General features: G+C 44.0%; 19 protein-coding genes. 16 read left to right on the top strand and 3 right to left on the bottom strand.

Annotation, left to right across the window (positions count from 1 at the left end; all coding sequences use genetic code 11):
• Positions 1 to 625: 625 nt before the first annotated feature.
• The 4 genes from thrS (at position 626) to rnr (ending at position 7,102) form a co-directional block, all read left to right on the top strand.
• Positions 626 to 2,560, top strand: coding sequence for a threonine--tRNA ligase (gene thrS / locus IE130_RS07630; protein ID WP_189584045.1), 1,935 nt, complete (start codon positions 626 to 628; stop codon positions 2,558 to 2,560).
• 23 nt (positions 2,561 to 2,583) lie between these two features.
• Positions 2,584 to 3,087 carry a translation initiation factor IF-3 gene (gene infC, locus IE130_RS07625; protein WP_010197324.1) on the top strand — a complete coding sequence of 168 codons (504 nt, stop codon included), beginning with the start codon at positions 2,584 to 2,586 and terminating at the stop codon, positions 3,085 to 3,087.
• A 363-nt stretch (positions 3,088 to 3,450) separates the two neighbouring features.
• Positions 3,451 to 4,695, top strand: a complete 1,245-nt coding sequence (locus tag IE130_RS07620; RefSeq protein WP_189584042.1) for a toxic anion resistance protein — start codon at positions 3,451 to 3,453, stop codon at positions 4,693 to 4,695.
• A 139-nt stretch (positions 4,696 to 4,834) separates the two neighbouring features.
• Positions 4,835 to 7,102, top strand: a complete 2,268-nt coding sequence (rnr, locus tag IE130_RS07615; protein WP_189584038.1) for a ribonuclease R — start codon at positions 4,835 to 4,837, stop codon at positions 7,100 to 7,102.
• 88 nt (positions 7,103 to 7,190) lie between these two features.
• Here the strand turns inward: rnr and IE130_RS07610 are convergent, their stop codons facing one another.
• The 3 genes from IE130_RS07610 to hisA form a co-directional block, all read right to left on the bottom strand.
• The gene (locus IE130_RS07610; RefSeq protein ID WP_189584036.1) at positions 7,191 to 7,481 is read right to left on the bottom strand and encodes a hypothetical protein; all 291 of its coding nucleotides are present in this window, start codon (positions 7,479 to 7,481) and stop codon (positions 7,191 to 7,193) included.
• Positions 7,482 to 7,566: 85 nt separating this feature from the next.
• Complete coding sequence (locus IE130_RS07605) at positions 7,567 to 9,213, bottom strand: mechanosensitive ion channel family protein (RefSeq protein WP_189584033.1); 1,647 nt, start codon at positions 9,211 to 9,213, stop codon at positions 7,567 to 7,569.
• Positions 9,214 to 9,373: 160 nt separating this feature from the next.
• Positions 9,374 to 10,111: a 1-(5-phosphoribosyl)-5-[(5-phosphoribosylamino)methylideneamino]imidazole-4-carboxamide isomerase gene (gene hisA / locus IE130_RS07600; RefSeq protein ID WP_010197307.1), complete on the bottom strand. Its 738-nt coding sequence runs from the start codon at positions 10,109 to 10,111 to the stop codon at positions 9,374 to 9,376.
• A 938-nt stretch (positions 10,112 to 11,049) separates the two neighbouring features.
• Between hisA and IE130_RS07595 the strand changes: the two genes are divergently transcribed.
• The 12 genes from IE130_RS07595 to IE130_RS07540 all read left to right on the top strand — a co-directional run bounded on the left by IE130_RS07595 (position 11,050) and on the right by IE130_RS07540 (position 23,544).
• Positions 11,050 to 12,402, top strand: coding sequence for a Na(+)-translocating NADH-quinone reductase subunit A (locus IE130_RS07595; RefSeq protein ID WP_010197304.1), 1,353 nt, complete (start codon positions 11,050 to 11,052; stop codon positions 12,400 to 12,402).
• 5 nt (positions 12,403 to 12,407) lie between these two features.
• Positions 12,408 to 13,643 (top strand): NADH:ubiquinone reductase (Na(+)-transporting) subunit B, encoded by a 1,236-nt coding sequence (locus IE130_RS07590; RefSeq protein WP_010197303.1) that lies wholly within the window; start codon positions 12,408 to 12,410, stop codon positions 13,641 to 13,643.
• The gene (locus IE130_RS07585; protein WP_010197302.1) at positions 13,624 to 14,538 is read left to right on the top strand and encodes a Na(+)-translocating NADH-quinone reductase subunit C; all 915 of its coding nucleotides are present in this window, start codon (positions 13,624 to 13,626) and stop codon (positions 14,536 to 14,538) included. The genes IE130_RS07590 and IE130_RS07585 overlap by 20 nt, the downstream gene beginning before the upstream one ends.
• A gap of 1 nt (position 14,539) precedes the next feature.
• Entirely contained in the window at positions 14,540 to 15,211 is a 672-nt protein-coding gene (locus IE130_RS07580; protein WP_010197301.1) for an NADH:ubiquinone reductase (Na(+)-transporting) subunit D, read from the top strand.
• A complete protein-coding gene (gene nqrE, locus IE130_RS07575; protein ID WP_010197300.1) occupies positions 15,211 to 15,819 on the top strand; it encodes an NADH:ubiquinone reductase (Na(+)-transporting) subunit E in 609 nt (202 codons plus the stop codon). Before IE130_RS07580 ends, nqrE begins: the two co-directional genes overlap by 1 nt.
• 123 nt (positions 15,820 to 15,942) lie before the next feature.
• Complete coding sequence (gene nqrF, locus IE130_RS07570; protein WP_010197298.1) at positions 15,943 to 17,178, top strand: NADH:ubiquinone reductase (Na(+)-transporting) subunit F; 1,236 nt, start codon at positions 15,943 to 15,945, stop codon at positions 17,176 to 17,178.
• Between the two features lie 177 nt (positions 17,179 to 17,355).
• Entirely contained in the window at positions 17,356 to 18,156 is an 801-nt protein-coding gene (locus IE130_RS07565; RefSeq protein ID WP_189584030.1) for an SDR family NAD(P)-dependent oxidoreductase, read from the top strand.
• 162 nt (positions 18,157 to 18,318) lie between these two features.
• A complete protein-coding gene (locus IE130_RS07560) occupies positions 18,319 to 19,410 on the top strand; it encodes an FAD:protein FMN transferase (protein WP_373299640.1) in 1,092 nt (363 codons plus the stop codon).
• Between the two features lie 158 nt (positions 19,411 to 19,568).
• Positions 19,569 to 19,814: a (Na+)-NQR maturation NqrM gene (gene nqrM / locus IE130_RS07555; RefSeq protein ID WP_010197291.1), complete on the top strand. Its 246-nt coding sequence runs from the start codon at positions 19,569 to 19,571 to the stop codon at positions 19,812 to 19,814.
• Positions 19,815 to 20,379: 565 nt separating this feature from the next.
• A complete protein-coding gene (locus IE130_RS07550) occupies positions 20,380 to 21,612 on the top strand; it encodes an MFS transporter (RefSeq protein WP_227676160.1) in 1,233 nt (410 codons plus the stop codon).
• A gap of 197 nt (positions 21,613 to 21,809) precedes the next feature.
• The gene (locus IE130_RS07545; RefSeq protein ID WP_373299634.1) at positions 21,810 to 22,661 is read left to right on the top strand and encodes an arylesterase; all 852 of its coding nucleotides are present in this window, start codon (positions 21,810 to 21,812) and stop codon (positions 22,659 to 22,661) included.
• Between the two features lie 163 nt (positions 22,662 to 22,824).
• Entirely contained in the window at positions 22,825 to 23,544 is a 720-nt protein-coding gene (locus tag IE130_RS07540; protein WP_189584027.1) for an ABC transporter ATP-binding protein, read from the top strand.
• Positions 23,545 to 23,548 lie beyond the last annotated feature (4 nt).

Below are 23,548 nucleotides of genomic sequence, written 5' to 3'. Positions count from 1 at the left end.
CTCGTTACTTCCAGCTCGTCTTGATGAGGGCGTATTATAGACGCTTTAAATCTCGTGTCAACCATTTTACTGAAGGTTTTTAGATTAATTTTGCGATACTTATAATACTTTATATATTTCAATTATTTAGCTACAAATTATTAAAAGTTGAAGTTAGATTCTAAACATAGTCTTTGGCGTTTAGCTCCTATCTATTATAGATAAGCTCAGCCTACTTATAAATAAGCTCAGTCTGCCCCTCAAAAACTGTGAATCATTTTATTACGCTATGAAATATACAGTTCATCTGTAGCTACGGATCACCCCTACATTCATCACTCTTGATATTGATCAAAGCACACCTATATATAGAAGGTGACCTAATCCCTTGCTATCTAGTGTTTATAGACGGTTTTTGCTATAATAGCCGCTTTTATAACATTGCTTAAGAGCAGTTCTGCTTAACCTTAATATAGAAGGCAGCTTGTTTTCTATTATCGTGACGCGATTATATGTCTGCGCTTTTAAGTAATGCCTATCTCTTACAACATATCACAGTGGTTGGATATAATTGACGCAGTCTTACGGTTACATGATTGATTGTTGCAATCATCACTGCCAACGGACGCAAAAAGGTGAATAGATTATGGTAGCGATTACTTTACCCGATGGTAGCGTAAAACAGTTTGAAGGCAACACGACTGTCATGGAAGTGGCACAAAGTATTGGTGCAGGACTTGCCAAAGCGACGGTTGCGGGACGTGTAGATGGTCAGTTGGTTGATGCCTCTGATCCAATCACCCGTGATGCCAAGGTGGAAATCGTTACCCCAAAAGATGCTGATGGTGTCGATATCATTCGTCACTCGGCGGCCCATCTATTAGGGCACGCAGTCAAGCAGCTCTATCCTGATGTAAAAATGGTCATCGGTCCAGTAATCGAAGACGGCTTTTATTATGACATTTATAGTGAGACGCCATTCACACCTGAAAATATGGAAGCCATAGAAAAACGCATGGTGCAGTTGATAAAGCAGGACTATGACGTCATAAAGAAGATAACGCCACGTGCTGAAGTGATTAATATTTTTGAAGAGCGCGGCGAAGACTATAAGCTCAAGCTGATTAATGATATGCCCGGTGAAGAAGCTTTCGGTCTATATCATCATCAAGAATACGTCGATATGTGCCGTGGCCCGCATGTGCCAAACACGCGATTCTTGAAAGTATTTAAATTGACGAAAATGTCTGGTGCTTATTGGCGCGGTGATGCTAAGAATGAGCAGCTGCAACGTATCTATGGTACAGCATGGGCGGATAAGAAAGATCTAAAAGCGTATATCCAGCGTATTGAAGAAGCTGAAAAACGTGACCATCGTAAGATTGGTAAAGCGCTTAATTTGTTTCATATGCAAGAGCAAGCACCCGGCATGGTGTTCTGGCATGCCAATGGCTGGACGATCTATCAAGTACTTGAGCAATATATGCGCAAAGTACAATACGATAATGGCTATGAAGAAATCAAAACGCCACAAATTGTTGATCGTAGCTTGTGGGAGCGTTCTGGACATTGGGGCAACTATGCCACCAACATGTTTACAACATCGAGTGAAAACCGTGATTATGCGGTAAAACCGATGAACTGCCCTTGCCACGTACAAGTCTTTAATCAAGGTCTCAAGTCTTACCGTGATTTGCCTTTACGTATGGCAGAGTTTGGCTCATGTCACCGCAACGAGCCATCAGGCTCATTGCATGGTTTGATGCGTGTTCGTGGTTTCACTCAAGATGACGCGCATATCTTCTGTACGCAAGCGCAGATTCAGCAAGAAGTCGCTGATTTCATTAAGCTAACGCTTGCTGTCTATGAAGATTTCGGCTTCGATAACATTATTATGAAACTCTCGACACGTCCTGAAAAACGCGTCGGTAGCGATGAGTCTTGGGACTTTGCCGAAAAAGCTTTGGCCGATGCACTTGATAATTCAGGGCTTGATTGGGATTATCTGCCAGGTGAAGGCGCGTTTTATGGTCCGAAGATTGAATTCAGTCTAAAAGACTCGTTAGGTCGCGTGTGGCAGTGCGGTACCATTCAGGTTGATCCGAATATGCCAGAGCGCCTCGATGCGGAATTTGTTAACGAGCAAAATGAGCGCGAAGTACCTATTATGCTACACCGTGCAATCTTGGGTTCGTTCGAGCGTTTTATCGGTATCCTGATTGAGAATTATGCTGGTTGGATGCCAGTATGGCTAGCACCACAGCAAGTAGTCGTCATGAATATAACCGATAAACAAGGCGAAGCTTGTGAAAACGTCGTCAGTGAACTAAAAAATGCAGGTTTGCGCGCCATTAGTGACTTGCGTAACGAAAAGATTGGATTTAAGATACGAGAGAAAACATTAGAACGTATTCCCTATATGCTAGTATTAGGGGATAAAGAAGTCGAATCGGGCAGTGTTAATGTCCGTACTCGCGAAGGTGAAAACCTTGGCGTGATGAGCGTTCCTGAATTTATTGCATTAGTACAGACAGCTGTCGCTGAGAAAGGCCGACAGAACCCAAAAACAGATGAGGAGTAATACCTATTAAACAGTCCAACCGTTTGAACATCAACGAAGATATCAGTGCCAAAGAAGTCCGTCTGGTCAAAGAAGACGGTGAACAAATGGGCGTGGTCGATATCGACACCGCGATGAAAGCGGCACGTGAAGACAGTCTAGATTTGGTTGAATTGGTTCCTGAAGCTAAGCCGCCAGTATGTAAAATCATGGATTATAAGCATTTCCTCTATGATCAAAAGCAAAAGGCAAAAGAAGCCAAGAAAAACCAGAAGCAGACTCAGCTCAAAGAGATGAAGCTACGTCCAAGTACCGAAGAAGCCGATTATCAGGTTAAACTGAGAAAAATCGTTAGCTTTTTGGAAGATCAAGACAAAGTTAAAATTAGCATCCGTTTCCGCGGACGTGAAATGGCGCACCAAGATATTGGTCGCAAACAACTTGATCGTATCATTGAAGATACCGCTGATATCTCAAACGTCGAGCAGTACCCTAAGATGGAAGGTCGTCAAATGGGTATGCTGCTTGGACCAACTAAGAAAAAGTAATCTATTCGTTAGATGACTGTTAGTGGTGGCTGTGAGTTGACATAGTTGTAAGTCGACGTAGATATTTATAATCTTAACCATCAATATGCTGCGGGATATTGGTGGTTTTTTACTATTTAACCTTACAAATAATAGTGTCATAGATGGTTTCATAGATATATTAAACTGACCGTGATTTACAAAATCTGTCTTCTCAGTCTTTTAATTACAAGGTAGTCTAAAGGTCTGTTGTATATCCATTTCTTCCTATGCAAAAAACCCTGTGCAAATAAAAATTATCAAATGTATAAAGATACCGTGTACCACGACTATTAACGTTGTTGGCAAAAAACACTGCCTCTCTCAGATATTATAGGAAACTTCATGCAAGAATTGACCCCACCCGAAAACGCCTCTACGCCAAGTATCTCTCTAACACCACCTGAACCGGTTAAAGAAATACAAAAAAGTGAAGCTGATCAGATGGTCAAGTTGGATGAAAACCAAATCCCAGAACTTGATGCCAAGGTCGATGCGTTCGTCGATCATGTACTGAATAACTCTGTACGTAGCGCTGAGTTTCAACAAAACGTGCAATCTATTCATAATTTAGGCAATAAAGAAATCCGCGAATCAGCACAAATATCCAACCGTATGTTGGAGTTGCCTGCGAAAAGCCTCAATGACAGCTTGTTCGATAACTCCCCTATTGCAAAATCATTGACTGAGTTACGCGGTATCGTCGAAGATTTGGATCCGAGCAAAAAAGAGCTGACCAGCTCACGTAAATTATTCGGTCTCATTCCATTTGGCAATAAAGTACAAGATTACTTCCGCCAATATGAATCAGCACAATCGCATATCAATGCGGTTGTTACCAGCCTCTATAATGGTAAAGATGAGCTACTCAAAGACAATGCGATGATTGAGCAAGAAAAAGTCAATATGTGGGAATTGATGCAATCTATTCGCCAGTATGTCTACGTCGGCAAAAAAATCGATGAGCAACTAGAGCAAAAAGTCTATGCAATCGAAGCAACTGATCCTGAAAAAGCTCGTATTATTAAAGAAGAGATGCTGTTTTATGTACGTCAAAAAAATACGGACTTTTTAACCCAGTTGGCGGTTAATGTCCAAGGTTATCTGGCGCTTGATACCATTCGTAGAAACAATCTAGAGTTGATTAAAGGGGTGGATCGAGCAACCACAACCACCGTATCTGCGCTACGTACGGCTGTCGTCGTTGCACAAGCGATGACCAATCAGAAACTAGTACTTGATCAAATTACTGCTTTAAACAAAACGACAAGCAGCTTAATTGAGTCAACATCAGCCATGCTCAAACGCCAGTCTGGTGAAATTCATGAGCAAGCAACCAGTAGCACTATTGAGCTTGATAAACTACAAAATGCCTTTAATAATGTCTATGATACGATGGATATGATCAGTAATTACAAAATTGAAGCGCTAGAAAATATGAAGCAGACGGTCAATACCTTGACCACTGAAGTCGATAAAGCCCAAAAATATTTGGATAAGTCTAATCAAACGACGGTATTAGAAGTATCGAAAGAGATAGATAGTAAAAAAATAACCAATAAATCAAGTACAGTCGATATCGACATTTGATTTTTTGATAGTTGTTGCCGATTAAAGATGACAACTTCCTGCTACCGAATACACTTAAGACAATTGACGCAAGATATTGCCATGTCGTTCGTGTTAAGATAGCCATTATTAATAATTTTAAAAATAGATACGGTAATTTATGAGTTGGAACGATCCAAACGCCTCAAGTGAGGCAAAAAAATATGACAATCCCATTCCTAGTCGTGAGCTGATACTCGGCACGATTAATGAGCATGGCGAAGTCACGCATCAACAATTGGCAAAAGCCTTTAATATTGATGATCCTGATCAGTTTGACGCTTTAGGCAATCGCCTAAAAGCAATGGCACGCGATGGACAAGTAAACCGAGAAGGTCGTCCTTATCGCTACCGCACAGTGACCAAGCAAGATATCGTAACGGGTACAGTATCCGCGCATCCAAAAGGTTTTGGTTTCGTGTTACTAAGCGACATGCCTGACCTATTCTTGCACGAAAAACAAATGCGCTGGGTCTTTAATGGCGATACCGTTGAAGCGGTTGGCACCTCAACGGATAACCGTGGTCGTACCGAAGGGCGTATCGTCGATGTCGTCGAACGTCGTCAAAATAATTTCATCGGTACGCTTGCGCGTGATGAAGATGGCTACTGTGTCGAGCTTGGCAGTCCCAATAACCATCAGCCGATTACAGTGACTGAAGAAAATGTGCAAGCTCTCGAAGTTAAGCAAGGCGCACCAGTCAAAGTAGATATCATCGACTGGCCAAATCAGCATGAGTTTGCTACTGGTAAAATCACTGAAGTCTTATCTGATGATAACGATCGTGAATTAATCATCGAGACTACCCTGCTCAACTACGACATTCCGTCTGATTTCAGTGAAGCGACGCTTAAACAGGCCAATGACTATAAAGAGCCGACTGAAAAAGATATAAAAGGTCGTACGGACTTGCGTGATTTGCCCCTCATTACTATCGATGGTGAAGATGCGCGTGACTTTGATGATGCGGTATTCGCTGAAAAGCGCTCTGGTGGTAACTACCGTGTCTTGGTAGCGATTGCTGATGTGAGTCATTACGTCACCCCAAATTCGCCACTTGATCAAGATGCTTACGAGCGTGGGACGTCAGTATATTTCCCACATCGCGTGATCCCGATGCTTCCTGAAGTACTGTCTAACGGTCTATGCTCATTGAACCCAGACCTTGATCGTCTGTGTATGGTTGCTGATATCAAGATATCTCGCGCAGGCAAGGTCACCGGTTATGATTTTTATCCTGGGGTGATTCATTCACAAGCACGCTTGACTTATAACCAAGTGAATGCCTATCTTGAGAATCCAAAAGATCCTAGTATCCCTGATTCATTAACAGGCAATAAGGCAGTCAAAAAATCTGTCGATACCCTGCATCAATTGTATGAGCTACTACTGCAAAAGCGTGAAGAGCGTCATGCAATGGAGTTTGAGACGGTTGAAACTTATATCAAGTTCAATGAAAAAGGTGGTATCGCAGCCATCTTACCGCGTACTCGTGGTGATGCGCATAAGCTTATTGAAGAGTGTATGCTGCTCGCCAATACCTGTGCCGCCAATTTTGCGCTAAAAAATGAGCTACCGGTCTTATATCGTAACCATGATAAACCTGATGGCGAAAAATCGTTACGTGTCCATGAATATGCGAAAAACTTTGGTTTAAGCTTCCCAGAAGAAAACCCAACGCAAGCGGATTACCAGCGGATTATCGAAGCCACCAAAGAGAGACCCGATGCGATTAGTATTCACAGCATGCTATTGCGCTCAATGATGCAAGCGAATTATTCGCCTGACAATATTGGTCACTTTGGTTTGGCTTATGACGAGTATAGCCACTTTACCTCGCCGATTCGCCGTTATCCTGACCTCATGCTGCATCGCGCGATTAAAGCAAAAGTGACTAAAAGTCAGCAGCCAGTGATGGAATTCTCTTTAGAAGGTGCTGGCACACAGACGTCAGATACTGAACGCCGTGCTGAGAAAGCATCGCGCTACGTAGAGTCTTGGCTCAAGTGTCATTATATGAAAGATCACGTCGGTGAAGAGTTCGACGGTGTGGTGACGACGGTTACTAGCTTCGGTCTATTTGTGACCTTAACCGACCTATATATCGATGGCTTGGTTCATATCTCTAATGTCGGCGATGACTTCTTTGTCTATGATGAGCAGCAACAGCAACTCATTGGTAAAGATAAAGGCACGTTATTTGGCTTGGGCGATTTGGTCAAAGTAAAAGTAGCTGGAGTCAATATGGATCTGCTACAAATCGACTTTGATCTTAAAGCGAAGTTGCAATCTAGCGAGATGAATCAAACGAAAAAAGATCAGCCAAAGAAGAGCCCCGCTAGAAAAAGCAGTAGCCGAAACAATAAAGGCGCAAGCAAAAAAAGCTAACTCTCAATAAGAACTGATCGTAATAAAAAAGGCTAAAGTTTATCTTTAGCCTTTTTTTGTGCGCGATGAATAAGTGATAACTGGTCAACTACTGCGCGTCGCTCATCTGCTCTACGCGCTCTTGATTGAGCTGCTCTGCTTGCTCTATTTGGGCAGTGGCATTATCGAGAATGGCTTTAGGCTGCTTACCAAGAGGCTGGCTTGCGATATCGGTGTTGGTGTTCACGGTATCTTCAGAGCTGATAGCAGTAGCCGGCGATGTGGTGCTACTGGTCGCCGCCGCTATCCGACTCTCGTGGCGATTGCTATTAAACATGTTAAAACCAATTAAGAGAACAATACCAGCTAGGGCGAATATAATCAGATGCTTCATTTGCATAAAAATGTCTCGTATATTTTATATGATAACGGTCTTATACGTTTCACTGCATTTTTTATGCCTAGTTTTGAGATTGCTCAGATATTTACTCTTGCGGACTATTATTACTCAATAAATCAGTCTCATCTGAATTTTCAGCAATTTCTTGTTCGACTTTTTCCATTAACTTTTCGTCAGGACGGGCGCTCAACACCTCTTCAGCATTACGTCCTTGTAGGATATATTTAGCGCGGGCTTTGGCTTGTTTTTTGTCTTTGTCATCAGCACTGCTATTATCGACTTCATTGATATCTATAGATCCTGGTGTCGTCGGTGTAATCGTCATATCAGCATTAGTCCCATTAGCTTGGTTAGAGCGGTTATTGCCTTGCAGATGCTCCAAGGCTTTTTCTAACTCATCATTAAAACGTAGACGATAGATGGGTTCAGGGAGACTAAATCCTTCGTTTTCTAAGGCGTGCTTGGTTTCGCGTATAGCAATACTGCGTGCTTTGGCAAAATCAGTTTCTGATTGATCCACCCAGATCTGAAACTCTAGAATAATATTGGAGTCGCCAACATTGGTAATGACCGCAATGGCTTTGGGTTCATCTAAGACAAAATCCAGCTGACATATCGCATCGATACCAACTTTAATGGCCGCAAGTGGGTCGTCATTGGCATCGACACCCAACTCAAAGGTAAAGCGCCGTTCAGGGTTTTTGGTGTAATTTAGAATAGTGCCTTTAAAGACTTCGGCATTTGGGATACGTAGCTGATTGCCATCTAAAGTCATCAAAATCGTCGCACGTGACGTCAAACGCACCACAATGCCTTCTTGCCCGTTGATGACAATCTGATCACGAGCGCGAAACGGCTGACGAATACTCAGCATCAAAGAGGCAATATAGTTCTCAATGGTATCTTTGACCGCAAAACCAACCGCGATACCAATGACACCAGCACCGCCAAGTAACGTGCCTAATATCGTCTCTGCCCCTATCAAACTCAGCGCCAAAATTAAACCAAAAATAATAAAGATTACTTTGACGGTTTGTGCCAACAGTTCAGCGACGAAAGGATTGGGCGTGAGCCGTTGCCACATTTTTTTTCGATTCGAAAACCAACTACCAAACCATGTGACCAAGCCAAAGATAACAATACCAACCAACAGTAAGGGCACGGCTTTGACTAGGTTTTTAACTTGTGCTTTAAGACCTTGATAAACCGTCGTGACATTATCCTGAACATCCAGCGTTCGATTGATATTGTCCTCGACGGTGACCACATCCGTCAAACGATTGGTCAAATTAATGGCTTGTTGCGCCTTTTTTTCGTTGGGAGTTTCTCCTGCTAACGTCACAACGCCTTGAGTAACGCTGACACTGACCGCCTGCAGCCCTTCTATTTCAGAAAAAATACCGTTGATACGTTGACGAATGTCATTGTCTTTTAGAGGGGTAGGTGTGGTTTCGATTTGAGCATTGTTGGTACTCTCGCCACTAATCACAGGTGGATCGGCAGGAGGTGGCAAACTTTGTGAGTCGGCTTCTACAGAGGTCTCGCCTTCTGTGGCAACAGGATTAGGCACTTCTTCTAGCGTACTCTCTATACCCAAGGCCGTCGTGACACTTGCTATATCTTCACCAGCAGCGTAAGCGGGTAAAGTAAAAACGAGGCTTAGTAGTAACAGCAGCTGACCCCATACCGTTAAAAACTTGCGTGTCATTAGGCGGTCAAGATAAGCGGCCATAAGCATCCTTTGCTCAGTGTTTTTGCTGGGTAATATTACGATTAAAAACTAGCAAGTGTCCTCAGTCTAAACGTGCAGAACTTAATGGGAGCAACTAAATGGGCTAAAAATTAATATAGCCCATTATTAACCATTTAAACCCATTAATTGTCTAAATCAATTAGCTATCTAAATAACGTTGTGCTTCCGCTAAGTCCAACGTGCCTTCATAGATAGCGCGGCCAGTAATAATGCCTTCAATACAATCACCATAAGGCTTAAGCAATTCGATATCTTGCATATTGGTCACACCGCCCGAAGCAATCACTGGCAAGCCACCTTCGCGCGCCAAATTGACTGTCTGCTCGACGTTGACACCCTGCATCATGCCGTCACGGGCAATATCAGTATAAACGATTGAAGACACGCCCACATCGGCAAAGCGTTTGGCAAGCTCGGTGGCTTTGGTGTCTGTCACATTCGCCCAGCCATGAGTCGCCACCATGCCGTCTTTGGCATCGATACCTACGATAATATGTCCAGCAAACTCGCGGCAAGCCTCGGTCACAAAATCAGGATCTTCAACCGCTTTGGTGCCAATAATAATATAGGTCAATCCGGCAGTGATGTACTGCTCAATGGTATTCATATTACGCACACCGCCGCCCAATTGAATAGGCAGCTGCGGAAAAGCTTTGGCGATGTCGTTGACGACTTGCTTATGTACTGGCACACCATCAAATGCGCCGTTCAAATCGACCAGATGTAACCGGCGCGCGCCCTCATTTACCCAACGTGCTGCTACAGCGACAGGGTCATCTGAAAACACCGTATCATCTTCCATACGGCCTTGTTTTAAGCGCACACATTTACCATCTTTTAAATCAATAGCGGGGATAATGACAGGGACAGCACACATATAGCATTCCTTATAAAACGTAATATTAAAAAATAAGAATAAACGGCAAAGTAAAACAATAAATCAGTTAAACAGTGATAAGCAAGTCTAATTCAACAGATGATCTGATAGAAATTGGCTCTCCAAATCGACTCACGATTATCTTAAAAACTTTATGATCGTATAGTATGAATAAATAAAAACATCGACAACCATAACCATAAGTTTGAGCACTCGAAGGTACTAGCAACATTAGGTAAATTCAATTACTAACTGGCAATTTTAGGTCAATTTAGCGTATAATCCTAGGTAAATTTGTATTTGTTTCTAAGTGATAGCAACCATGTACTGTGCATTTTTATTCACTCATAAGTGAGCCAATGCTGCATGGCGGTCAGGATGAATCGAACAACAGCCAATTGTGTTTGTAGATAATTGGCTGATATATTGTTGAACGGATGATATTAGAACTCTAAACAGGCAATCTGCGATAGGTTGATCTGTGCCATTACGCTCTAAATGACTATCTCGCTTGAATCATACTTTGCATTCATCGGTTATTTATTTGATTCACTCTTGTTTCTAAGCCCATCACTCTGGATGTACAAATTTTAAGATTTTAATAAATCGTATGGCAAAACTGTCTTTTTTAAAGCAATTGCTTTTAGCAACCAGCTTTAATGATTGATTTTGATTGGATGATTTTGCCATACACCTTGGTAGCCAGTCGCCACTTTGGTAATTCGAATAAGACATTAACGTGTTGTTAAGGAGTCTAAGGTCAGCGTTAATACTCTTACTAGTAGTTATGATCAAGCGTTATATTTGAGCACTTTGTCTTCGCCTTGCTATGGGAAGAGATACATGAGGGCTTTATTAAATGACGCAGATGTTCATGCTACCGATATACCAAACAGGACGTCTGGTATCGTTTTAGACTATGGACTAAGTTTTCGCTTATGATTACCATCAAAAAAGGTTTGGATTTGCCCATCACTGGTGAACCCTCCCGCGAGATATCTGAGCACAGACCTGCCCATGTGGCACTCGTTGGCTATGATTATGTGGGTATGAAGCCCACAATGAATGTCAAAGAAGGTGACACCGTAGCAAAAGGTCAGCCCGTTTTTGAAGATAAAAAACGGGTTGGCGTTATCTATACGGCACCTGCTGCGGGTAAAGTTATCGCGATCAAACGCGGTGAGCGTCGTGTGTTCGAGAGTCTTGTCATTGCGGTCGATCCCAATGGTGAGGAAATAGACTTTCAGCGCTATGACTCCCAGCAACTGGCTGACCTAGACTCAGAAACCGTTGAAACCCAACTGCTCGCCTCTGGCGAATGGACGGCGTTTCGTACGCGTCCCTATAGCCGCGCTCCCGAAATCGGTGCTCGTCCGCATGCCATCTTTGTCACCGCGATGGATACCAATCCATTAGCGTTTGACCCGATGCTGCTGATTAATGAGCAACTGCAAGCATTCAATGACGGACTTGCGGTACTATCGACGCTCAGCCCAAAGACCTTTGTCTGCCATCATGGTGATGCCCAGTTGACGCCAGTTGCGAAAACCGCGGCTAATAATGTCACTGAGTATCATAGCTTTGCTGGCAAACATCCAGCAGGTCTGGCTGGCACGCACATTCACTTCTTGCATCCAATCATGCGCGGCGTGAGCGTCTGGACGATTGGCTATCAAGACGTGATTGCGATTGGTAAATTATTTACCACTGGTCGCTTATATACACGTCGTATGCTTAGCTTAGCAGGCCCTGCGGTCAAAAATCCGCACCTAATCGCAACCGAACGTGGTGCTGATATCACAGCCTTGACGAAAGGTCAGCTGATCGATGGCGAGAACCGTATTATTTCAGGTTCAGTGCTATCGGGTCGCCAGTCATTCTCGAATAGTGCCTATGTTGGTCGTTTCCATGATCAGATCAGCGTTTTACCTGAAGGTCATGAGCGTCCAGCATTTCACTTCTTTAGTCCAGGTGCAAACCGTTTCTCAAAACTGCCTATCTATATTTCGCAGTTTTTTGGTGGCAAAAAGTATAACTTTACCACCACGAGTAACGGCTCACCGCGAGCGATGGTGCCTATCGGGGTTTACGAAGAGGTCATGCCACAAGACTATCTGCCAACGCAACTATTGCGCGCGTTAATCGTTGAAGACATTATCACGGCAGTAGACTTGGGCGTACTTGAATTGGACGAAGAAGATTTAGCATTATGCACCTTCGTTTCTCCTGGCAAATATGAATTCGGTGATATTTTGCGTGATAACTTGACGCGCATTGAACTGGAGGGCTAACCACGATGAAATTTTTACACAATATGTTCGATCGTATGGAGCCGTCTTTCACCAAAGGTGGCAAACATGAAAAATACTATGCCATCTTTGAGATGTTTGATACTTTTTTGCGTCAACCAAGCTCAACGGCATACGCGTCCTCACACGTGCGTGACGGTATTGATCTAAAACGCATTATGATTACCGTATGGCTATGTACGTTCCCAGCAATGTTTTGGGGTATGTACAACATCGGTCATCAAGCACTAACTGCTATCACTCAGCTTGGCTTACAACCTGAAGGCTGGCGTACCATCATTACCAGCATGGCAGGCTATAACCCAGACAGTATCTGGGCAAGCTTCGTCTATGGCGCGATGCAGTTTTTGCCAATCTACCTTGTGACCTTTGGCGTTGGTATTCTCTGTGAGATTATCTTTGCCGTCGTGCGCGGGCATGAAGTCAATGAAGGCTTCTTTGTGACCTCGGTACTATTTGCACTATGTCTACCACCAGATATTCCTTTATGGCAAGTAGCCCTAGGTATTATCTTTGGTGTGGTCGTAGCCAAAGAAGTATTCGGTGGTACAGGCAAAAACTTCTTGAACCCTGCCCTATCGGGTCGCGCATTCTTATACTTTGCGTATCCTGCTTACATGTCAGGCGACTCAGTATGGACAGCGGTTGATGGATTCTCAGGAGCGACACCACTTGGCCTAGCGGCACTTGGTGTAGTACCTCAGGATTTCGTCGATGTCTATGGTAATGCGATCACTTGGAGTGATGCGTTCTTAGGCAACATGCAAGGCAGTATCGGTGAGGTATCGACGCTCGCTATCCTAATGGGTGCCGCAGTTCTACTATGGACGCGTATTGCATCTTGGCGCATCATGGCAGGTTGTGTGGTCGGTTTGATTGCTACGTCTCTTGTATTCAATATGATTGGCTCTAAAGACAATATGATGATGAGCTTGCCTTTTTACTGGCATCTAGTCATTGGTGGCTTTGCATTCGGTGCAGTCTTTATGGCGACCGATCCAGTCTCAGCTGCACATACCAATAAAGGCCGCTGGGCTTATGGTATTTTGATTGGTTTTATGACGGTATTGATTCGTGTCATCAACCCAGCTTTCCCAGAAGGCATCATGCTGGCCATTCTATTTGCCAACTTATTTGCTCCATTGTTTGATTATTTTGTGACTCAAGCAAACATCAAACGCCAAACCGCTCGGAGGGTTCGCTATGTCCAAGCCCAAAAGTAACAACGCGAAAACCATCAGCGTAGCGTTGACGCTATGTTTGGTGTGTTCCGTATTGGTCTCAGCAGTCGCGGTGGGTCTAAAACCAGCGCAAGTCGAAAATGCGCGCTTAGACCGCAACAAAAACATTTTAGTCGCAGCCGATATGTATGATGCTGAATCTGATACTGCTGACGACGTTGCTGAGCGATTCAAAGATTTTGAAGTAAAAATCATTGATTTGAATAAAGGCAATTATGTAGATGACGCCGCACTAAAAGCGGCAGGCATCCCTGATCGTAATGCTTATGACGCCAGTCAAGCCACCAAAAACAAAGCCCTAAGCGATGATCTAGGTGATAACGATCCAGCCAGTATTGGTCGTAAACCTAAATACGCCAAAGTCTATGTCAAAAACGATGACGCGGGTAAGCCTGAGATGGTGGTACTACCGATTCAAGGCTATGGCCTATGGGGTACGATTTATGGTTTTTTAACGCTCGAAAGTGACATGAATACCATCAAAGGTATCAGCTTTTATGAGCATAAAGAAACCCCAGGTCTTGGTGCTCGCATCGAAGAGCCAAAATGGCGCGCGATGTGGACTGGTATCCACTCATATGACGAAAACGGTGACGTGGCAACTGGCGTGACCAAAGCTGGCAATCCAAAAGATAACTGGGTTGATGGTATCAGCGGTGCGACGCTAACCAGTCGCGGTGTGAGCAACATGATTCAGTTTTGGTTGGGTGAGCAAGGTTATAAGCCTTACCTAGATTTGCTACGTGAACAGAACGGTAAAACGCTTGATAGCGTTGATGCCCAAGCGAGCCAGTCGACACAACCAGACAATAAGAGCGCTCAACCGACAACCGAACTGGCAGCGACCCTACCAGTAGCAAACGGCAAGGAGGCATAACATGGCTGACACTAAAAGTATTTTAACCTCGCCTATCTTTGATAATAACCCCATTGCCCTACAGATCTTAGGTATCTGTTCGGCATTGGCGGTGACGACCAGCATGGCCAATGCGTTGGTGATGTGTGTGGCGTTGACACTGGTAACGGCGTTTTCGAGCTTCTTTATCTCTATTATTCGTAAGCAAATCCCATCAAGTATTCGTATTATTGTCCAGATGACCATCATTGCCTCACTGGTTATCTTGGTCGATCAGGTGCTAAAAGCCGTGGCTTATGATGTCAGCAAGGGCTTGTCAGTCTTCGTTGGTTTGATTATCACCAACTGTATCGTGATGGGCCGTGCTGAAGCATTTGCGATGAGCAATCCACCCGTACCCAGCTTTTTAGACGGTATTGGTAATGGTCTTGGTTACTCTGCGGTACTGTTGTTTGTCGCGACCATCCGTGAGCTACTTGGCTCAGGTACATGGTTTGGTATCACTATCCTACAGCCTGTCACTGATGGCGGTTGGTACATTCCAAACGGTCTATTACTGTTGCCACCGTCAGCATTCTTTATCATTGGATTATTCATTGCCATTGTTCGTATTTGGAAACCAGAGCAGGTTGAAGAAGCCGAGTTTGTAATGAAGCCGCAGTCTAAAGGCATGGCACATGGAGGCGGTCACTAATGGGACATTATGTTAGTTTATTTATAACCTCAGTCTTTATTGAGAATATGGCGCTTGCCTACTTCTTAGGTATGTGTACTTTCTTGGCAGTATCAAAGAAGGTTTCAACTGCTATCGGCTTAGGTGTTGCAGTTGTCGTCGTAATGGCCATCACTGTGCCATTAAACAACTTACTATTTCAGTTCATCCTAAAAGACGGTGCGCTGGCATGGGCAGGTTTTCCAGATATTGACTTAAGCTTTTTGGGCTTGCTCAGTTATATTGGTCTAATTGCTGCGACCGTACAGATTTTAGAGATGTTCTTGGATAAGTTCGTTCCGAGTCTGTATAACGCCCTTGGGGTATTCTTACCGCTCATCACTGTCAACTGTGCCATCTTAGGTGGTGTACTATTTATGGTTGAGCGTGACTATAACTTTGGCGAATCGATGGTATATGGCGTAGGCGCAGGTTTCGGTTGGGCATTGGCGATTACCGCATTGGCCGGTATCCGTGAAAAGCTAAAATACTCAGACATTCCAGCACCGCTGCGTGGTCTTGGTATTACCTTTATCACAGTTGGTCTGATGTCACTTGGCTTTATGTCTTTCGGCGGTATGTCAATCTAGACCGCTAAGCTTAGAAGCCTATTTAGCGATTTGACCTATTTAATTCATTTATTCGGTAGGGGTTCAGGAAAAACGCAATGACGTCTTTTCGCACCCCTACTCCATAGATTAAGGATACCTACCATGGATTACGCTACGGCGATTGGTGGCGTTGCTATGTTTACCTTGATCATCATGGGCCTTGTCGCCATTATTTTGGCGGCACGCTCAAGACTGGTCAGTTCAGGCGATGTTACCATCCATATCAATGATAATCCCGATAATGACGTCGTGACACCCGCAGGTGGTAAACTGCTGCAAACACTGGCGAGCGAAGGTATTTTCTTATCTTCAGCCTGTGGTGGCGGTGGTACTTGTGCGCAGTGTCGTTGCCGCGTTATCGAAGGCGGCGGTTCTATCTTGCCGACTGAAGAAGGCTATTTCACTCAAGGCGAAATCCGCAATCACATGCGCTTAGCTTGTCAGGTAGCCGTCAAGCAAGACATGAAAATTGAGATCGATCCTGAATTCTTTGATGTGCAAAAATGGGAATGCGAGGTTGTCTCTAACGATAACGTTGCTACCTTTATTAAAGAGCTGGTACTCAAAATTCCAGAAGGCGAAGAAGTTAACTTCCGCGCTGGTGGTTATGTACAATTAGAAGCGCCACCGCATGAAGTACATTATAAAGACTTCGATGTGGCTGAAGAATATAGAGAAGACTGGGAAAAATTTGGCATTTTCAACTATGTCTCAAAAGTTGATGAGCCGGTTATCCGTGCGTACTCAATGGCCAACTACCCAGAAGAAAAAGGCCTGATTAAGTTTAATATTCGTATCGCCAGTCCACCGCCACGTGGTCCTGACGGTATCCCACCAGGTAAGATGTCTTCTTGGACATTTAGCTTAAAGCCTGGCGATAAAGTGACGGTTTCAGGTCCTTATGGTGAGTTCTTTGCCAAAGATACCGAAACTGAGATGATTTTCGTCGGTGGCGGTGCAGGTATGGCACCAATGCGCTCACACATCTTTGATCAGCTAAAACGTTTGAACTCTGATCGTAAGATTAGCTTTTGGTACGGTGCGCGCTCAATTCGTGAGATGTTCTATGTTGAAGATTATGATCAACTAGAAGCAGAGTTTGCGAACTTTGAGTGGCATGTTGCCCTATCTGATCCACTTCCTGAAGACAATTGGGATGGCTATACCGGCTTTATCCATAATGTCTTACTAGAAGAGTATCTAAAAGATCATCCAAACCCAGAAGACTGTGAATATTACATGTGCGGGCCACCGATGATGAACGCGGCGGTAATCGACATGTTGCATAGCCTTGGTGTGGAAGACGAAAACATCATGCTTGATGACTTTGGTGGTTAAGCCGACTGGTTAGACAAACACGATTAAATTAATACTATAAAAGAGAGTCTCAATTGAGGCTCTTTTTTTGGCTTCGATTAAGTGCCAAGTTTAAATAATAAGACTACAAATCTAAATAGCAGATTACCTGCCCTCTCCTATATGATTGATTATTTATTGCTTTAAGAAAGGATTCTTATGAAAACCAAAGTGAAAGAACTAACCATTTGGATAACCGGTGCTTCTAGCGGTATTGGCGAAGCCTTAGCCATCGCTTTTGCCAAACGTGGTGCTCGAATTATTTTGAGTGGTCGTGATGAGGCAAAATTAGCAGCGGTCAAAAAAATTTGCAAGCACAGCAAAAAACACATTATCATGCCTTTTGATATTAGTGATGCCGAGCAAGCGAAAGAAGCCTATGACGCGGCTATCGCACAGACAGGAAAAATCGACTGGCTGATTAATAATGCTGGTGTCAGTCAACGCTCGCTTATTATGGAGACCAGTGAAGATGTCGAACGGCAAATTATGGAGATAGATTACTTTGCGCAAACCCGTCTAACCAGATTGGTATTGCCTGACATGATCGCTCAAGGTGGCGGCAAGATAGTGATGATATCAAGTGTGGCAGGCTTACTCGGTACGCAATATCGCGGCGCTTATGGGGCAGCCAAAGCAGCCTTGCATATGTGGGCAAACAGTTTACGTGCTGAATTGCATGACCAAGGCATAGAAGTTGCGACGATATTTCCAGGATTTATCCAAACCAACGTTTCTATTAACGCGCTCACAGGAGATGGTAGTGCCCAAGGCACGATGGATGAGGCGACCAGTAAAGGGCTGATTGCAACTGAGTTTGCTAAACAGGTCGTGAAGGCGCTTGGTAATAATAAAGAATATATCATCGTTGGTGGCAAACAAGAAAAACTGGCCACTAGGGTCAATCGGGTATCACCGCCAAAACTTTATAAACTTATCCGTGAGTCACAAGTAAAATAAGCTGCTCAACCGAACGAATTGTCATTGAATAGTGCCTTCATTGGTATTTTTGAGCTCAAGGGGTGTAAAATAAGCATGGCTTGTTTTACACCCTACTCATTTTTGCGCCATACCGAAAATATTATGAATAATACCGAATACAGCTCATCTTCTAAAAAAACTATGAATCTTGCCCTATTTGGCATCATTGGTCTTGTCGGCACTTTAAGTATTAGTGCCTGCCAGCAAACACCAGACTATAATTATCTGAGTGGTGAGACGATGGGCACAAGCTATCATATAAGCTATCAACTGCCCGATGATGCAGATGAAGCTAACATACAAGCAGCGATTGATAAGCGTTTGCAGCAGATTAACGACAGCATGTCGACTTACCAGAGTGATTCAACGATATCTAAGTTTAATCAATTGGGTAGAGATATCCCTATTATTATCGACGCTGATTTTAGTCGCGTGCTCAATGTCTCACAAATCGTTTATGAACAATCTGGCGGTGCTTTTGATCCTACTGTCATGCCATTGGTCGATACCTGGGGATTCGGTAGCACTATGACTGTCGAGCGTCTACAAAGCCCGCCAACAGCACTTGAGATTGCCCAAGCAAAAGCATTGGTAGACTTTGAAAGCATCATAAAAAAAGATAAATCGATCTATAAAAGCAAAGATGGTGTTGGTCTAGATTTTTCTGCCGTTGCCAAGGGTTATGGGGTCGATGTCATCGCTGATGTGCTTAGAGACGATTATCAGATTCGTAACTATATGGTTGAGATCGGCGGCGAAATTGCAACCTCTGGCGTGAATAACCAGCAGCAACCGTGGCAAATCGCGATTGATGCCCCTATTGAAGGCAGCACCGTCAGCGAACGCCAAACGATATCTGCCATTCGTCAACCTATAAACACTACCACTCAAATGCATCTAGCAACTTCAGGAAACTATCGAAACTCGATAGTCTTTGATGGTAAGCACTATAGTCACACGATCGACCCCACCACTGGCGAGCCTATCGTGGGCGGCGCTCCTTCGGTCACGGTTGCTGCAGACTCGGTCGCATTGGCAGATGCATGGGCAACAGCACTGACTGCGATGCCTTATAAAAAGGCACTGAGAGTCGCTAACGAACAAAATCTAGCCGCACTGTTTGTCGTATTAGCTGATGGTATCAAACCTAGTGATTCTTTGGACAGTATTGATGATTGGCAAATAGTACAGACATCGGCAATGAAAAACTTGCGGGCAGATAAACAACCGTAAATTTCTAGGGCGTGTCCTCATTTTAAAAATGAGGACACGCCCTAGTGTGATGCTATAAAGCACACCATAAGCATCAACGAGCGGCGTAAAAATTTGCTATACTATTAATAGGTTATCCCTATGGATAACTGCCCCATTTTTAAAACGAGGTCTCCTCTATGCTTAGCCAATTGCTTCCCATGCTTGCTATTACCTTTACCGTATTCGTCCTGTTCTTTCTGTTTATGGGCATCGGTTATATGGTCAAAAAAAAGCCGCTTAGAGGATCTTGCGGCGGTGTTGCTAAACTGATGGGTGATGAAAATTGCTCGTTTTGTGGCAATGATCCCAATAAATGCGACTCAATCATCGCAGAGCACCAAGAGAACGCGCTCAGAGCGGCTCAATTAGGCAAATCAGTCTAACAGCCATGTTTGTTACCATACGCTGGTAGTATTTGTGTCGCCTCTATTCTTATAATAGCGTCAAGTCCCTTAAAAGCGACTTGGCGCTATTTTTATTGTGCGATGCCATCTTTTATTATCGCCATCCCTTGTTATCACTGTTCTAAAGCAGCAACTCGAAATAACGCTTCAAAACAATGTCTCAAATAAAGTTTCGAAGCAACCGTACATACAACTTATTAACCTGCCTGCCGATTTAGCAAAGTCAGTCTAGAAAACTCGTATGTTTTACGCTCTATAGTCGATACTAAATAAAATGGGTACACGACATTATGATGCGTGACTGGTACAAATTTTTCTTGCTTGCTGTGCCTACGCAGACAGAGGCTACGAAAAATTTATATCAGTCACGCTGTCTCTTTTTTATATTGACCTGACTATACAACGATCTCTCATTCTGATTTATGCTGTCGATTGCCGTCTAGGTACGTGTCTGGATAAATGCTCTTTGGTGTTATTTTACAAGCGACGATGTTTCGGCGCTGTTTTATAACGTGTTCTTTTTCATTGTCATCGTTGTGCTGCTATGTCTATCTCGTCCAATCTACCCTCTTCATCCAACCTACCCTCCTCACGCTTCACTTTTTGGCTCGTCTTATGCGCCATGATTTTGCTCGCCACCAATATGCGTGCACCGATCGTTGCTCTTGGCTCTATTGCGCCAGTGGTGCAAGAGGCGCTCAATATTTCTGAGACGCAGATTGGTTGGCTAGGGGCAGTGCCCATGCTGAGCTTTGCGATGGGCGCACTTATCGCGCCATCCATTGGTAAGCGTTTCGGGCTTGAGAATACGCTCATTGCGATGATTGGGTTATTAACGGTAGGGATGATTGTCCGTACCGTTATCCCGACTTGGTCTGGGTTTTTAATTGGTACATTATTGCTGACCTTGGCTATCGGTTTTGCGAATACTTTGGCGGCTCCTGTTATTAAACAGCGCACACCCAAGCATATTCCATTGATAACAGGACTATTTAGTCTAACAATGACAGTAACGGCGGGCATCGTCGCAGGAGTGGTACTGCCATTATCTGAGCAAGTGGGCTGGCAATGGGCACTGGGTGGATGGTCGCTATTGGGTATTTTTGCCATCGTTATTTGGATATTTTTACGCTTGCGTCTAGGCTCGTCTAGTCATCAAACGGTTGTGCTACCTACGTCTGAGTATTCAGAAATATCCATGTGGCGCACCCCTTTTGCTTGGCAGATTGCGGTCTTTATGGGGCTGCAATCACTATTATTTTACACCGTTGCCAGTTTCTTGCCATCTATTTGGGTGAGTAAAGGGCTATCCGCAGTCCAAGCAGGACAAATGGCTTCGGTATTCCAGTTTATGGCACCGATCGCCATCTTGAGCCTAACATGGCTAGTAAACCGTGGTCGCCCTATTCAGGCACTGGCGGTGTTTGCAGCGGTTTTAAATGTCATTGGTATTTTAGGCATTAGTTATTTATCTACTGAACTCGCTTGGCTGTGGTCAGGCCTGATGGGCATTGGCTGCTCCGCTATTTTTACGTTGAGTATGATGCTGTTCTCCTTACGTACTTATACGACCAACCAATCTAGTGAGCTGTCTGGTATGGCGCAATTCGTCGGTTATTTGATTGCGTTTTTTGGCCCATTAGGGACAGGCTGGCTACATGAGGCGACTGGCAGCTGGGATTTACCGCTATTCATCATGCTCATTTTAATGATTATCAACGTTGTGATTGCTTGGCTGGTGAGTCGCCCAGCGATGGTTGATGGCAAGAAACTTTAAGATAGAATGAATCTATAGTCAGAGTACTTTTAAACCGATACGGTGTTACCCGGCCTAGATGTACTCAGTGTACTATCTGCGGTCGGTCGCCTTGTAGCGATTCTAAAATTCCTTGACTATACTTGCCGTAACTTTAAGCTAATATTGATTATCCTCTTATTTTGCTACACTGGTTCGATTGATTAAGAGATGTATCTATGATGAAAAATAACAACTTCGGCCTACTTAAACGACCTGTTTATAGCACAACTATTTACAAGATGAGTATCGGCATATTGACAGTAGGCTTGATGCTAAGTGGCTGTCAAAAATCTCCTGACACAGAAACGACTAACGAGCCACAAACCACTGAAACGGCAACTATAAATGCGCCTGTAGCGGTTGAAGAAACCACCAGTGCTAGTGCTGCCGCACAACAAGTCAATTCGTCCTCACTGACTATTTTAGCTCTTGGCGACTCCCTGACGGAAGGTCTTGGGGTGGATAAAAATGACAACTACCCTGCTCAGTTGGAAGATCGTCTGCAAGCGATGGGTTACGATAACGCCAAAGTTATCAACTCAGGATTGAGCGGTGAAACCAGTACGGGGTTAGTCAATCGATTGGACTGGGTATCGCAAACTAAACCCGATATTACGATATTGACCATCGGTGCTAACGACGCCATACGTGGTATCGATGTGGCGACAATTGAAGCCAACATTCGTACTGCGGTTAAGCACTTACAAGACAATGGCAGTGTCGTCATCTTGGGCGGCATGTCGATCTATGACAACCTAGGCAGTGACTACGTCGCCTCGTTTTCAGCCATTTATCCTCGTATTGCTAAAGATATGAACCTGACGCTTATTCCGTTCTTCTTAGAGGGTGTAGGCGGTGATCCTGAGCTCAATCAAGCGGATGCGATTCATCCGACTAAAGATGGCTACAAAATTATCGTCAATGACAATATTTTGCCTATCTTAGCGCCTAAACTGGAAGCACTAAAAACAGCCAATGCAGACAGTACAACTGAGACGGTTCAAAACGATATAGTCGATACGAAATAAAATAGATATACGACATTATGAGGCGTGACTGGTACAAATTTTTCTTGCTTGCTGTGCAGACAGAGGCGACAAAAAATTTATATCAGTCACGCTGACTCTTTTCATATTGACCTGACTTATGACAAAAAATACGACAAATGAGACTACTTAACGAGACACTGTAATGACATCATCACCTTCGATTGCCACGTCAATACCACAAGCAGATTCTAAAAAAGAAGCCCTACTCACCGCTAATAAACTCAATAAAACCGTGCAAGTCGGTGAGCAAAAGCTGTCCATCATTAAAGACGTAGATATGTATGTTAATGCTGGCGAGTTTGTGGTCATCATGGGCAAATCAGGCTCGGGTAAATCTACTCTGCTAGGGTTACTCGCAGCATTAGACTATCCCGATAGCGGTACGGTGTCGCTGGCAGGTCAAATGCTCAGCAGTCTTGACGAAGATGCTCTGGCAGTCATTCGTCAACAGGACATGGGTTTTGTCTTTCAATCATTTCATCTACTGCCAACACTGACCGTTGCCGAAAACATCGCCTTTCCACTCGATATTGCAAGGCGTCCAAATCAAGCGAGAGTAGACGAGCTGATAGATGCGGTCGACTTAGGTCATAGACGTAACAGCTTACCCAATCAATTATCAGGCGGTGAGCAGCAACGTACAGCGGTGGCACGAGCACTGGTATCGCACCCAAAGATTGTGTTTGCGGATGAGCCGACGGGCAACTTAGATGAGCAAAATGCCGATCAAGTTATGCAACTGTTATTAGACTTAAGACAGCAAGTCGGTTCGGCACTAGTGGTCGTGACCCATGATCCTGCGCTTGCCGAGATGGCAGATCGCGTCATCACCATGCATGACGGCCACATTGTACCTACATGAATAA

It is taken from the genome of Psychrobacter glaciei (genome assembly GCF_014652895.1).
Classification (GTDB): Bacteria; Pseudomonadota; Gammaproteobacteria; order Pseudomonadales; family Moraxellaceae; genus Psychrobacter; species Psychrobacter glaciei.
Note: the sequence above shows the minus strand (reverse complement) of the source record. Positions and strands in the feature narration are given on the sequence as shown.

Excerpts from the sequence above, each read along its gene's own strand:
- thrS (WP_189584045.1), top strand. The coding sequence starts at position 626 with ATGGTAGCGATTACTTTACCCGATGGTAGCGTAAAACAGTTTGAAGGC.
- IE130_RS07620 (WP_189584042.1), top strand. The coding sequence starts at position 3,451 with ATGCAAGAATTGACCCCACCCGAAAACGCCTCTACGCCAAGTATCTCT.
- rnr (WP_189584038.1), top strand. The coding sequence starts at position 4,835 with ATGAGTTGGAACGATCCAAACGCCTCAAGTGAGGCAAAAAAATATGAC.
- IE130_RS07610 (WP_189584036.1), bottom strand. The coding sequence starts at position 7,481 with ATGCAAATGAAGCATCTGATTATATTCGCCCTAGCTGGTATTGTTCTC.
- IE130_RS07605 (WP_189584033.1), bottom strand. The coding sequence starts at position 9,213 with ATGGCCGCTTATCTTGACCGCCTAATGACACGCAAGTTTTTAACGGTA.
- hisA (WP_010197307.1), bottom strand. The coding sequence starts at position 10,111 with ATGTGTGCTGTCCCTGTCATTATCCCCGCTATTGATTTAAAAGATGGT.
- IE130_RS07595 (WP_010197304.1), top strand. The coding sequence starts at position 11,050 with ATGATTACCATCAAAAAAGGTTTGGATTTGCCCATCACTGGTGAACCC.
- IE130_RS07590 (WP_010197303.1), top strand. The coding sequence starts at position 12,408 with ATGAAATTTTTACACAATATGTTCGATCGTATGGAGCCGTCTTTCACC.
- IE130_RS07585 (WP_010197302.1), top strand. The coding sequence starts at position 13,624 with ATGTCCAAGCCCAAAAGTAACAACGCGAAAACCATCAGCGTAGCGTTG.
- IE130_RS07580 (WP_010197301.1), top strand. The coding sequence starts at position 14,540 with ATGGCTGACACTAAAAGTATTTTAACCTCGCCTATCTTTGATAATAAC.
- nqrE (WP_010197300.1), top strand. The coding sequence starts at position 15,211 with ATGGGACATTATGTTAGTTTATTTATAACCTCAGTCTTTATTGAGAAT.
- nqrF (WP_010197298.1), top strand. The coding sequence starts at position 15,943 with ATGGATTACGCTACGGCGATTGGTGGCGTTGCTATGTTTACCTTGATC.
- IE130_RS07565 (WP_189584030.1), top strand. The coding sequence starts at position 17,356 with ATGAAAACCAAAGTGAAAGAACTAACCATTTGGATAACCGGTGCTTCT.
- IE130_RS07560 (WP_373299640.1), top strand. The coding sequence starts at position 18,319 with ATGAATCTTGCCCTATTTGGCATCATTGGTCTTGTCGGCACTTTAAGT.
- nqrM (WP_010197291.1), top strand. The coding sequence starts at position 19,569 with ATGCTTAGCCAATTGCTTCCCATGCTTGCTATTACCTTTACCGTATTC.
- IE130_RS07550 (WP_227676160.1), top strand. The coding sequence starts at position 20,380 with ATGTCTATCTCGTCCAATCTACCCTCTTCATCCAACCTACCCTCCTCA.
- IE130_RS07545 (WP_373299634.1), top strand. The coding sequence starts at position 21,810 with ATGATGAAAAATAACAACTTCGGCCTACTTAAACGACCTGTTTATAGC.
- IE130_RS07540 (WP_189584027.1), top strand. The coding sequence starts at position 22,825 with ATGACATCATCACCTTCGATTGCCACGTCAATACCACAAGCAGATTCT.